The sequence below is a fragment of the Aeromonas sp. ANP5 genome (genome assembly GCF_963870295.1).
Lineage (GTDB): Bacteria > Pseudomonadota > Gammaproteobacteria > Enterobacterales > Aeromonadaceae > Aeromonas > Aeromonas veronii.
Map to the genome: position 1 here is coordinate 37,635 of NZ_CAWMRY010000037.1, position 12,559 is coordinate 50,193.

General features: G+C 61.0%; 11 protein-coding genes. 7 read left to right on the forward strand and 4 right to left on the reverse strand.

Annotated features, from left to right (window positions below; all coding sequences use genetic code 11):
• Nucleotides 1-46: 46 nt before the first annotated feature.
• Nucleotides 47-676, forward strand: a complete 630-nt coding sequence (locus AACT07_RS18150; protein ID WP_069529333.1) for a DUF2268 domain-containing putative Zn-dependent protease — start codon at nt 47-49, stop codon at nt 674-676.
• A 54-nt stretch (nt 677-730) separates the two neighbouring features.
• The gene (locus AACT07_RS18155) at nt 731-1,183 is read left to right on the forward strand and encodes an NUDIX hydrolase (RefSeq protein WP_069529334.1); all 453 of its coding nucleotides are present in this window, start codon (nt 731-733) and stop codon (nt 1,181-1,183) included.
• A 98-nt stretch (nt 1,184-1,281) separates the two neighbouring features.
• Here the strand turns inward: AACT07_RS18155 and phnX are convergent, their stop codons facing one another.
• Genes phnX through phnW form a run of 3 tightly spaced genes read right to left on the reverse strand, consistent with a single transcriptional unit; the run spans nt 1,282 to nt 4,692 of the window.
• Entirely contained in the window at nt 1,282-2,121 is an 840-nt protein-coding gene (gene phnX, locus AACT07_RS18160; protein ID WP_069529336.1) for a phosphonoacetaldehyde hydrolase, read from the reverse strand.
• Nucleotides 2,114-3,553, reverse strand: coding sequence for an aspartate aminotransferase family protein (locus tag AACT07_RS18165; protein WP_069529338.1), 1,440 nt, complete (start codon nt 3,551-3,553; stop codon nt 2,114-2,116). The genes phnX and AACT07_RS18165 overlap by 8 nt, the downstream gene beginning before the upstream one ends.
• The gene (gene phnW / locus AACT07_RS18170; RefSeq protein WP_069529340.1) at nt 3,550-4,692 is read right to left on the reverse strand and encodes a 2-aminoethylphosphonate--pyruvate transaminase; all 1,143 of its coding nucleotides are present in this window, start codon (nt 4,690-4,692) and stop codon (nt 3,550-3,552) included. The genes AACT07_RS18165 and phnW overlap by 4 nt, the downstream gene beginning before the upstream one ends.
• Before the next feature lie 265 nt (nt 4,693-4,957).
• Between phnW and phnR the strand changes: the two genes are divergently transcribed.
• The 5 genes from phnR to AACT07_RS18195 all read left to right on the forward strand — a co-directional run bounded on the left by phnR (nt 4,958) and on the right by AACT07_RS18195 (nt 11,330).
• Nucleotides 4,958-5,665 (forward strand): phosphonate utilization transcriptional regulator PhnR, encoded by a 708-nt coding sequence (phnR, locus tag AACT07_RS18175; RefSeq protein ID WP_005300236.1) that lies wholly within the window; start codon nt 4,958-4,960, stop codon nt 5,663-5,665.
• A gap of 120 nt (nt 5,666-5,785) precedes the next feature.
• Entirely contained in the window at nt 5,786-6,805 is a 1,020-nt protein-coding gene (locus AACT07_RS18180) for a putative 2-aminoethylphosphonate ABC transporter substrate-binding protein (protein ID WP_043824248.1), read from the forward strand.
• A gap of 272 nt (nt 6,806-7,077) precedes the next feature.
• Entirely contained in the window at nt 7,078-8,172 is a 1,095-nt protein-coding gene (locus tag AACT07_RS18185; protein ID WP_069529342.1) for a putative 2-aminoethylphosphonate ABC transporter ATP-binding protein, read from the forward strand.
• Entirely contained in the window at nt 8,169-9,905 is a 1,737-nt protein-coding gene (locus AACT07_RS18190) for a putative 2-aminoethylphosphonate ABC transporter permease subunit (RefSeq protein ID WP_069529344.1), read from the forward strand. Before AACT07_RS18185 ends, AACT07_RS18190 begins: the two co-directional genes overlap by 4 nt.
• Before the next feature lie 18 nt (nt 9,906-9,923).
• A complete protein-coding gene (locus AACT07_RS18195) occupies nt 9,924-11,330 on the forward strand; it encodes an FAD-dependent oxidoreductase (RefSeq protein ID WP_069529345.1) in 1,407 nt (468 codons plus the stop codon).
• A gap of 151 nt (nt 11,331-11,481) precedes the next feature.
• Here the strand turns inward: AACT07_RS18195 and AACT07_RS18200 are convergent, their stop codons facing one another.
• Nucleotides 11,482-12,405 carry an autotransporter outer membrane beta-barrel domain-containing protein gene (locus AACT07_RS18200; RefSeq protein ID WP_139735088.1) on the reverse strand — a complete coding sequence of 308 codons (924 nt, stop codon included), beginning with the start codon at nt 12,403-12,405 and terminating at the stop codon, nt 11,482-11,484.
• Between the last annotated feature and the right edge of the window lie 154 nt (nt 12,406-12,559).

A 12,559-nucleotide genomic window follows, 5' to 3' on the forward strand; every position in this document is an offset into this window, starting at 1 on the left:
CACGCAAGTGGCTCAGCACTCTCTTTCAATAGACAAGGATGTCTGGATGCAACTCACCCTGTTAAACGACTCGGGCAAATTCGATGGGCTCGATGACACCATTAGGCACGTTTTTGCCGAGACGGCGCACAAATTGAATGCCTTGTTCGATCTCTCCCAACTGGATGTCACCTTCAGCCCTTTTGCCGAGGGGGATGCTCCCGATTCGGGTATCGGTGGCTGGGCCATCAACATGTATCGAATAGAACTCCAGCTTGATCTGGAACGGCCTGATATCAAAGAGGTGATCATCACCGAATTGCCTGCCGTGCTGGCCCACGAAGTCCACCATATCGTGCAAAAGAAGAACAAGGTGGAAGCAGAAACACTGGCCGAAAACCTGATTTTTGAAGGGCTGGCCTGCTACTTTGAGCAGAGGTTCAATGGTGGCACACTCCCCTCGCTGTTCAAGGAGTCTCATCACCATGACTGGCAATCGCTCCTGGCAGAGATGACGCCCCATCTATCCAGCAAGCAGTTCAACTATTTAGACTTTTTCTACTGCCGTGATAACCGGCCATTTCCCAAATATGCCGGTTACTGGGTGGGGTTCAATCTGGTGGCCAACTATCTGGCCCAAAATGGCCTGAATGAAATAGAGGTCATGGGCCTGCCCGCCGAGGCATATTTCAATTAACACGCCTTCACACTGTTCATGGCTATCACAGAGCCCAAACCCGGAGAGAAGATCATGATCCCCATTCGCTGCAAGGCCGTCTCTGGTGTTGCCCTTACCACTGTCGATGGCGAAACCAAATTGCTGGTGATGAAACGGGTCAAGGGGGGCTTCTGGTGTCATGTGGCGGGCACGGTGGAGGCGGGTGAAACCGGCTGGCAGACCATTATTCGGGAGTTTGGCGAAGAGACGGGGATCAGGGTCACCGAACTCTACAACGGCCAGTATCTGGAGCAGTTCTACGAGGCGAGCTTGAATACGGTGGAGGTGGTGCCGGTCTTTGTGGTCTATTGCCCGCCCAATCAGGCGGTGACCCTCAACGACGAGCACACAGACTATCGCTGGTGTTCCCTGGCCGAGGCCAAGGCGCTGGTGAGTTTCCCCGGCCAGAAGGCACTCTACGACCATATCTGGCACCATTTTGTCGACAACGCCCCCTCTCCCCTGATGCGGATCGATATCCGCTGACCGCGCACGGCTTCCCCCTGTAAATGCAACACGCCCCCGGATGGGGGCGTGTTGTATCTCAAGCCAGCCAAGCGCTTTTGTTAGACCAAGCAGATGGCCTACGGCCGCTCGCCAGCGGCCAGACGGCGGTTGATATCGGCGATAACCGGGGCGATGTCGGCAAGGGTATCAATCACATAGTGCGCCCCCGCCGCCCGCAGTTTGGCCTCGGCCGGTGCGCGCCGGGCAGCGATCTCCGCCTCGCTCATGGCGGCAAACTCTTCCCAGGTGGCACCAAATTCGTTGCCGGAAACCGACAATCCCACCGTCCACATGCCCGCTTTCAGCCCTTCGCTGATGCCGGGTACGGCGTCATCCACCTTGATGCAGCGATGCACCGCGCTCACTCCCAGCTCAATTACGTTGGCCAGCGCCATCCAGGGGCCGGGGCGACCACCGGCTTTGAGGTCATCGGTAGCGACCCAGTGATCCGGGCGATAGCCGTGATCGGCCGCCGCTGGCACCAGCGCCTCCATCACCGGACGGGGATAACCGGAGCAGGAGCCGATTTTCATCCCCTGCACCCGCAGAGCGTCCAACACAGGCAGCACACCGGGGATGGGGGCGGCAAAGCGGGTCACGGCGGCAATCTGCAGCGGCATAAAGGTGTGATAAATGTGGTCCACCTCGGCGTGGCTCATAGGATGGCCGAAGCGGGCCTGCCAGCGCGCATCCACCGAGGGCAGACGGCCCAGCGCGGCGATATGATCCCACTTGCCAAGGCCCATGGGCTGGCGCGCCTCATCCAGGGTCACGGGAAAGTCATAGGCGCGGGCGAAGGCCTCGACGAAGATGGAGGTAGGGGCGAAGGAGCCAAAATCGACGACGGTACCAGCCCAATCGAGGATCAGCGCCTCCACGTCGGTGGTCGGGTCTACAGCAATCTGCAAGTCAGTCATGGTGGTGTTCCTGTTTCGGTGAAAGTGCGATCTCGCCAAGGGCGCGATCGAGAATGGTGATGGCGCGCACCAGATCGGCGCGGGCGATATTGAGCGGCGGCGAGAGCTGGATGACATTGCCCTGAGAGACCTTGAAGCTGAGCCCCAGTTCCAGACAGCGGTAGAGCAGCCGCTCGGCGGCCAGGCTATTGCGGGTGCGACTCTGATGATCGACCACCAGATCGAGCGCCCACAGGAGGCCGATACCGCGTACTTGTCCTATCAGCGGGTGACGCTCGGCCAACTTGCCGAGCTCGGCCGCCATAAAGCGGCCATCCTCCTGCGCTTTTGCCAGCAATCCCTCTTCACGGATGGTAGCGATGCTCGCGAGGGCCGCCGCGCAGCCGATAGGGCTCTTCTCGTGGGTGTAGTGACCGAGTGAAATAGCTGCCGCCTGATTGAACCGGTCGCGGGTGATGAGCGCGGCAAACGGCACCACCCCGCCCCCCAACCCCTTGCCCAGACAGATGATGTCGGGCTCGATGCCGAACTCCTCGAAGCTGAACCAGTGGCCGGTGCGACCCAGGGCATTGGGGATCTCGTCGACGATCAGCAGCACCTTGTGGCGATCACAGATCTCCCGCACCCGCTGCCAGTAGGCCTTCGAGGGCACCTGCACATCGGTGTTGCGGATGGGCTCGGCGATAAAGGCGCCGATCCCTCCCTCCTTCTCGATGACGTACTCCAGATAATCGGCGTAGTGCAGGTCATCCCCCTCCCCGCGATACCAGACACCGCGATAACGGGTGGGTGGCGGGATGCGATCCACTCCGGCCATCAGCGGGCCCATACCGGCGCGAAAACAGGCCTCGCCGCCAACCGAGATGGCATCGAGGGAGGCGCCGTGAAAGGCATCCCACAGGGATACCACCTTGCTGTTGCCGGTGATGAAACGGGCGAGCTTCAGGGCAATCCCCACCACCTCGCTGCCGCCGGGGGCGAACAGCACCCGGTTGAGATCGCCGGGAGCCAGTTCAGCCAGGGTGCGGGCGCAGTCGATGGTAACCTGATGGGTGTAGCGGCGGGGTGCAAACGGCAGATCGGCGAGTTGCTGCTGCACCGCGGCCACCACCCTGGGGTGACCGTGACCCAGCTGATGAACGCTGTTGCCGTGAAAATCGAGGTAACGCTTGCCCGATACACTGGTCAACCAGCTCCCCTGCGCGCGCTCAAGCAGATCCAGACAGGGGGTGGAGAGGGCCTGATGGAGGAAATAGCGGCTATCCTCCGCCAATCCGGCCTGTACATCTTCGCTCTGGCCCGCCCACCAGCGCGCCCGCCCCTCGCCAAGGTTGATATCCCCTTCGCTGTCGGCGCGGCCGCTGCCGTGCAGCTTATGGTCATGCAAATCGCGGCCACGCAGATCACGACCCTGAGCCAGCATGCTGGTCATCGCGCGTCCCCTTGCCAGTAGCAGGCGCTGGCCATGGCGGCGAGCAGATCGCGCACCCGCTCCGGGGTCACGTCACCGATATTGCCGATACGGAAGCAGTCGGCCTGGGAGACCTTGCCCGGATAGATGACAAAGCCCTGCGCCTTGAGCCGCTGGTAGAAATCGGCGAAGCGGTAGTCAGGGTGGGCCGGAGAGTAGAAGGCGGTGATGATGGGTGATTGCCACTGTTCTGGCAGCAGCGGCGCAAAGCCGAGGGCAGCCATCCCCGCCACCAGCGTGCGCTGATTCTCGCTGTAGCGCTGATGACGGGCTTCAATGCCCCCCTCCTCGTCCAGCTCGCGCAGGGCCTGGGCAAAGGCAAGCACGGTATGGGTGGGCGAGGTAAAGCGCCACTTGCCCCCCTGCAGCTCCATGGTCTGCCACTGGGCATGCAGGTCGAGGGAGACCGAGCGGGCGCGCCCAGCGCAGGCCGTGAGCGCCACGCGGCGGGCGATAACGAAGCCAAAACCCGGCACCCCCTGAATGCACTTGTTGGCCGAGCTGATAAGAAACTCGATGCCAAGGCGACCCATGTCGATGGGGATACCGCCAAAGCTGCTCATGGCATCGACGATCAGGCGAATGCCGCGGCGCTGGCAGAGCTCAGCCACCTCATCGAGCGGATTGAGCATGCCGGTGGTGGTCTCGCAGTGCACCATGGCCAGATGGGTGATCTCGGGGTGGCGCGCCAGCATCGCCTCGATGGCGGCGGGCTCCGGGCGGGTGGTCTCGCCGCAGTCGAGCTCATAGTGGCGCAGGCCAAGGCAGCGGGCCATCTCCCCCATGCGGGCACCGTAGGCGCCGTTGTTGATGATCAGCAGACACTCATCGACGCCTATCGCCGAGCCCAGCACGCTCTCCACTACATAGCTGCCGCTCCCTTGCAGCAAGACGACGCTGTAGTCACTTTGATATTCAGGGCCAGTTGCAAGCCGCACCAGCTCGCGGCGGATGGGCTCCACCACCCCCTGGTTGTAGTCCGCATCCCAGGTACAACTGTCTTGCAGCATGGCGGCGCGCACCGTGGCGGTGGTCGAGAGGGGGCCCGGGGTCAGCAGCAGGTAATCGACGGCGGCGGGGGCCGCAGGAATATGGGTCATGACTTCGCTCCTTTTGGTATATACCAGAATGAGCGCATTGTGGGTAACTGCCCCGCCAAGGTCAAAGGGGTGGCGCTACGTGCAACAAAAAATTCATTTTCAGCGCCGGGATCGCGATAATCTAGGAGGCCTGAACAGCAGGGGCGATGCTGGTATCTACCAACGCATGTTGATGTTGCCGTTTAACGACCGGGCAGATGTCCTGCCCTGTGCCCAGCCCATTGCCCAACTCATTGCACAACTTATTGCAAAACCAGGGATTTTCATGAGCAAACCGCAATATCTGCAGATCAAGGATGCCCTCGCCAACCAGATCCTGGCGGGAGGTCTGGCTCCCAACGACAAGCTTCCCTCCGAGCGGCTGCTGGGGGAACTCTATGGCACCACCCGGGTTACCATTCGCGAGGCACTGGTTCAGCTGGAGGCGAACGGCCTTATCTATCGGGAGGATCGCCGCGGCTGGTTCGTCACCCCGCCACGCTTTCGCTTGAACCCCAGACGCACCTCCAACTTTCACCAGATAGTGCGGGAGCAAGGGGGTGAGCCGCGCACCGAACTACTGGAGAAAAGCCGTCAGGCGGTACCGCCCGCGTTGATGGCGCAACTGCAGCTCAAGCCGTTCGACAGCCTCTTTTTGCTCAAGCGACTGCGCTACGCCAACGGGCGCGCCATCTGCTACTGCGAGAACCACTGCCTGCCAGAGCGGGTCCCGGGCCTGCTCGAGCTGGATCTCAACGGCAGCCTGACCGAGATCTATCAGGCCCATTACGATCTTCACTACGCCCGCATGCAGGTGCGTTTCTTCCCCACCGCCCTGCCGGACGAGGTAGCCAAGGCGCTGGGGGCCACCGCTGGCCTACCCGCCCTGCGCCTCGAGCGGCTCAACTTCGATCAGCACGGCCGGGTGCTCGACTTCGATCTGGAGTACTGGCGCCACGACAGTCTGGAGATCGAGGTAGATACCCAGGATTAGTCACGGATAAATCAGGAACGGCAAAACGTCACGGGGCTGTCACGGTCACGTCATAAAGATCCCCTAGCCTCTCTCTCGACCAATCTGGTTTATACCAAACCAATTTAACTGGAGAAGAGGATGAAACAGGGAACCCATCTGCTGGCCGCCGCCGTGCTGGCTGCCATGACCGCCCCGGCACTGGCCGCGACCGATCTCACCGTCTACACCGCCTTCGAACCGGAGCAGCTCAATGAGCTGAAAACCGCGTTCGAACGCCAGCATCCGGACATCAACATCAAGTGGGTGCGTGACTCCACCGGCGTGGTCACCGCCCGCTTGCTGGCAGAAAAAGCGCAGCCCAAAGCGGATGTGGTATGGGGACTGGCCGCCACCAGCCTGATGCAGCTCGATCAGCAGCAGATGCTCAATGCCTATGCACCGAAAGGACTGGAGAAGCTCGACAGCCGCTTTCGCGACAGCAAGGCCGAGCCGCACTGGATCGGTCTGGACGCCTTCTTCAGCGCCATCTGCTTCAACAAGGTAGAGGCGGAAAAACAGGGGATCCCGGCCCCCACCAGCTGGGCCGACCTCACCAAGCCCATCTACAAGGGCAAGGTGATCATGCCCAACCCCAGCTCCTCCGGCACCGGTTACCTGAGCGTTGCGGGCTGGCTGCAGACCATGGGCGAGCAGCAGGGCTGGCAATTCATGAACGGCCTTCACCAGAACATCGACCGTTACACCCACTCGGGCTCCGCCCCCTGCAAGCTGGCCGCCAGCGGTGAAACGGTGATCGGTATCTCCTTCGACTTCCCGGCTACCAGCCTCAAGGCCAAGGGTGCCCCCATCGAGGTGGTGTTCCCGAAAGAGGGGTCGGGCTGGGATATGGAAGCAGCCGCCATCATCAAGGGCACCCCCAAGCTGGAAGCCGCCAAACAGCTGCTCGACTTTGCCGCCACCGAACAGGCCAACGCCCTCTACAACAAGTCGTTTGCCGTGGTCGCCATCCCCGATGTAGCCCAACCGAGAGCGGGCTATCCGGCGGATATCAAAGGCCAGATGATCGACAACGACTTTAGCTGGGCAGCCCGCGAGCGCAACGCCATCCTGGCCCAGTGGAGCGCCAGCTTCGACGGCAAGACCGAAGCCAAGCAGTAAGCGTGAGGGTCGGCGGTTTGTTCACGCCAGACACACAGCCACCAATAAACTGCCAGTCGAAGGCCAACAGCTGTTGGCCTTCGCTTTTTGGTTTTAACTTCCCGAGTTTACATTGCCTTCAAGTAGCGATGCTTAGTCCATTCGCACAGTGCCCAGCCACTTGCTGGCGACCCGATGTCATTTGACTGTCATCAAGCTGTCATCCCCCGATCACCTGACCGTCACACTTCACCCACAAACTGGTATATACCAAATCAGTAGCGAGTCGAACCATGACCCAGCCCTATCTGGACATTCAACATCTCAACAAGCAGTTCGGTGCTTTTCAGGCCCTCAAGGGGATCTCTCTGACCATTGAGCCGGGGGAGTTTATCTGCTTTCTCGGCCCCTCCGGCTGCGGCAAAACTACCCTGCTCAGAGCCATCGCCGGGCTGGATCTGCCAGACAGCGGCGAGATCTGGCAAGGAGGGCGCAATATCTCCCGCCTGCCGCCCCAGGAGCGCGATTTTGGCATCGTGTTTCAGTCCTATGCTCTCTTCCCCAACCTGACGGTGGCCCAGAACATCGCCTTCGGCCTTGAGAATCAGGGGCTGGCGCGGGATCTCATCAAGGAGCGGGTCGATCACTGGCTGGGGCTGGTGGATCTCACTGCCCAGTCCCACAAATACCCGAGCCAGATCTCCGGCGGCCAGCAGCAGCGGGTGGCGCTGGCCCGGGCCTTGGCCCTCTCCCCCGGCCTGCTGCTGCTGGACGAGCCGCTCAGCGCGCTGGATGCACTGGTACGCACCCATCTTCGTAGCGAGATCCGCGCCCTGCAGCAGCGCCTTGGCATCACCACCATCATGGTGACCCACGATCAGGAAGAGGCGCTGACCATGGCCGACCGCATCGTGGTGATGGAGGGCGGCCGCATCGTACAGGTGGGCACCCCGCAGGAGATCTACCACCAGCCTGCCAGCCGTTTCGTGGCAAGCTTTGTCGGTACCATGAACTTCCTCGAGACCCTGGTGCTGAGCCCCAATCAGGTGCGCCTCAACGAACAACCGCTGCAACTCGCCAATCAGGCCGCGGCCGGTAGCAAATTGCAGGTGGCGATCCGCCCCGAGGCAATCACCCTGAGTGCGCCGAGCGAGCCGTATCTTGGCCAACATGGCGTTGAAGCAACCATCGATCAGGTGGAGTTTCTCGGCGCTGCCCAGCGTCTTATCTGCACCGCCGACACCTATCTGGGCCCGCAGCAGATCCTGGTGGAGCGCCCGACCCACGAGCTGCCCCGCCACGAACAGGGTGGCTGGCGCAGCGGCATGCGCTGCTCGCTGCACTGGCCTGCCGGGGCGATGCAGCTGTTTGAAGGAGAGCGCCCATGACTGCCCCCTTTGCGACCTCTTCCCTGCTGCCACCAGCGACAGCCCGCCAAGACGCCCGCTGGCAGCGGCTTTGTCGCGGTTGGAGCCGGGATCAGCTGCTGCAACTGATCCTGCTGGTGCTCGGCATTGCCCTGCTCACCGGCGGTCTGCTGCTGCCGTTGCTCACCATGCTGCAAAAGAGCCTGCAAGATGAGAACGGCATCTGGGTGGGCCTTGCCAACTTCAGCGCCTACTTTGACTCCCCTCATCTGGGGCGCACCATAGGCAACACCCTCTGGCTCGGGGTGCTGATCACCGCGCTGGTGGTGACCATCGCCTTTGGCTACGCCTATGCCCTCACCCGCACCTGCATGCCGGGCAAGAGCCTGTTTCGCCTCATCGGTTTGATCCCGCTGTTGATGCCCTCCCTGTTGCCCGCCATCAGTCTGGTCTACTGGTTTGGCAATCAGGGGATCGCCAAGGGGCTACTTGGCGGCGAGAGCATCTACGGCCCCATCGGCATCGTCATTGGCCTTGGCTTCTGGTGCTTCCCCCACGCCCTGATGATCCTTATCACGGCGCTCGGTCAGAGCGATGCCCGCCTCTATGAAGCCTCCCGGGTGCTGGGCAGCAGCGGCTGGCGCACCTTTGTCACCGTCACCCTGCCCACCGCCCGTTATGGCCTGCTCAGCGCCGCCATCGCGGTCTTCACCCTCACCATCTGCGACTTCGGGGTTGCCAAGGTGATTGGCGGCCAGTACAGCGTGCTGGCTACCGATATCTACCGGCAGGTGATCGGGATGCAGAACTTCTCGCTGGGCGCCGTTGCCAGCGTCACCCTGCTGCTGCCGGCACTGTTGAGCTTTGCGCTGGAGCACAGAGTGCGCAGCAAAATGCAGGAGCAGAGCAGCACCAAGGCGGTGCCCTATCAGCCCAAGCCCCATCGGCTGCGGGATCTGCTGGCACTCGGTTGGTGCACGCTCTGGGCCCTGCTGTTTCTGGCGCTGGTGGGGATGGCCGTTTACGGCTCCCTGGTACAGTTCTGGCCCTACAATCTCGGGCTGACGCTGGATCACTACGCCTTTGACAGCAACAGTGTCTACGGCTGGCAGCCCTTTACCAACACCTTGCAGCTGGGCCTCTATACCGCGCTTATCGGCACCGTGCTGGTGATGGTGCTGGCCTGGGCGCAGGAGAAGGGGCGCCACTTTGCGCCGCTGCGCCAATTGCTACATCTGCTTGCCATGCTGTCGCTGGCGGTGCCCGGCATGGTGCTGGGGCTAGGTTATATCTTCTTTTTCAACGGCAATCCGCTCTTTGGCGGCCTATACGGCACCCTGCCGCTGATGGTGCTCTCCTGTGTCATCCACTACTACACCGTGGGTCATATGACAGCGCTGACCAGCCTGAAACAACTGCCCAAGGAGCTGGAGCTGGTGGCCATCTCATTGCGCATTCCGCTCTGGAAGGCGTTCTGGCGAGTCACCCTGCCCGCCTCCCTGCCCGCGCTGCTGGAGATCTTCATCTATCTGTTCGTCAACGCCATGACCACCACCTCGGCAGTGATCTTCCTCTATTCGAGCGACAGCGTGCTCGCCTCCATCGCCGTGCTCAACATGGAGGATTCCGGCGATACCGCCGCGGCCGCCGCCATGGCCACCCTGATCCTGCTGGCCGCCGCCACCGTCAAGCTGCTCCAGCTCTTTTTGAGCCGCGCCCTGCTGGATCGCACCCAGCGCTGGCGCCACCCATAACCTTTTCGAGGAGTCATCATGTCCACTCTCCCCTTCTGGCTGGCCGAGGCGCTCGCCGCCGAACAGCCCACACCGCCCACGCCCCTAGTCGGCCACCACGAGACCGATGTCTGCATCGTCGGTGGCGGCTTTACCGGGCTGTGGAGCGCCATCGCCCTTAAACAGGCCGAGCCCCACCTGCACGTCATAGTGCTGGAAAAAGATCGCTGCGGCAGCGGCGCCTCCGGGCGCAACGGCGGCTGTTTGCTCACCTGGTCGGCCAAATACCTGACGTTAAAGCGCCTGTTTGGCGAGCAGCAGGCCGCTTGGCTGGTACAAAGATCCGAGCAGGCGGTGCACGAGATCGCCCGCTTCTGCGAACAGCACAATATTGAGGCACAGCTGAGAGTCGAGGGCACTTGCTACACCGCCACCAGCGAGGCCCAGCGCGGCCTGATGGAGCCGGTATTGCAGGAACTCAAACGCGCAGACCTTAACCAGTGGCAGGCGATTGAAGAGGATAAACTGGCGAGCCAGAGCGGCTCCCACGTTCATCTGGAGGGGCTCTACAGCCCCCACGCGGGTTCGGTGCAACCGGCACTGCTGGTGCGCGGCCTGCTGCGGGTGGCGCGGGAACTGGGGGTCGAGGTCTATGAACACTCCCCCATGCGGCGCCTTGAGGCGGGCCAGCCTGCGCGGGTGCAAACGCCACAGGGCGAGGTGCGTGCCCGCAAGGTGGTGCTGTCCCTCAACAGCGCCATGGTGCAGCACTTTCGCGAGTTTCGCCGCAGTATCGTGCTGGTCTCCTCCGATATGGTGATAACCGACCCCGCGCCGGATGCACTGGCCGCCCAGCAGCTTGCGCACGGCCGCAGCGTGGTGGATGGCCGCACCTTTGTCCACTACTACCGCTCGACCCCGCAAGGACGACTGATGCTGGGCAAGGGGGGCAACACCTTCGCCTTTGCCAACCGCCATCTGGCCGAGTTCGATGCCCCTAGCCGTTATCTTGCCCCCCTTACCCGCACCCTGCGCCGCTTCTTTCCGGCGCTCAAAGAGGTGCCCATCGCCGCCAGCTGGTGCGGCGCCTCCGACCGCTCGGTAGATGGCCTTCCCTTCTTCGGCCACTGGCGAGGGCAGCCCAATATCGTCTATGGCCTCGGCTACTCTGGCAACGGAGTGGCCCAGAGCTGGATCGGCGGCCAGATCCTAGCGGCTTTGGTGCGCGATGAAGTGCGGGAGGAGGACAAACCGTGGCGCGAATGCGCCCTAGTCAGCGGCCCGCGCGGCTATTTTCCGCCCGAGCCATTCCGCTGGCTGGGGGCCATGACGGTGCGCAACGCCATCCGGCGCAAAGAGCGGGCGGAAGATGAGAACCGCCCGGTGGCCTGGTATGACAAACAGCTTGCCAAACTTGCCGATGCAGCGGGCAAGGCGGATAAATAAATTATTTCTCTTAGCCTTGATATTGCGCCAGGCTCTAACGCTTGGCCTCTCAGACGACCTCATCGTGGATGAGCTATCCACATCTTCATCGGCAATCATCCATAACAATGTGCTGACCCGCAGGTCAGCACATATATAGTTACAACACTAATTAAAAATTCACTGCGGCGTTAAATCTAATATCCCAGAGGTCAAGGTCCTGACGCCCGATACTGTAATAACCGGTGATAACTTCAAAACGCTGATGACGCTGAGGGGCTACCGCCAGTGCAATCCGTGCAGATCCACTCCACGGAGTCGTACTTTCCATTGTCAGATTTTCATTCAGGATCTGACCATCATTGGGACGCTCAATATCATAACGAACCCCAAGACGCAGGGCCGGTATAATTTGAACCCCATCGGTTGTGGTGAAAATACGACTGATATCCCCTGATGCTTCACTGGTGGCATATTCAAAAGAGTTTTCATTAACCCGCAATGTCACGTTATAAATCTGGTTTGCATAAGGCAATGAGCCTGTGTAATCAAACGCATCGGATTTATTGTGACTGTAAAAGAGGGCAAGCTTGGGCCGCAGCAGATATTCACCAACGTCGTAGCCACCGGTCAGGTTGGCTGAGATCAACCCGGTCGTTGTCTTGAAACTCCCTTTAAGGACATCGAGTTCGGTATCGTTATCAGTTCGTCCCCATGCAGCCCAGCCATCCAGCAGCCAGTGCGTATCTAGCCTATAGCCGCCATATGGCCCAACAAAGAAGCTGTCCCCCTCATTTCGTACCGAACTGCCAAACGTGCCAAGAGAGGTTTTGCTATTGGCAAATGCAATACCGCCCAACCCGTCTTTACCAAGGGATCTGTGTATACCGATCAAAAAGCTGTTGGCATGTCCGGATGTGTCTATCTCGTTACGATCATCGGAGACTCCGGTATGGCGTACATCAGTCCATACCTGCCACAACCCCTTTTGACTGGCAATATCTTCAAATTGGTCAAGCCCGACAACGACACGATCTGAAATACTGAGAGAGCCGCTCAAATAGCCCATCAAGGCATCTGCACTGATACTGGTCACAATATTGCGGATCGGGTCACTCCCACCACCGGTGCCACCACCACTACCACCATTGCTGCCATCCCCACCGCCGGTTCCGCCACCAGTTCCACCATTGCCGCCATCCCCACCGCCAGTTCCGCCACCAGTTCCACCATTGCCGCCATCCCCACCG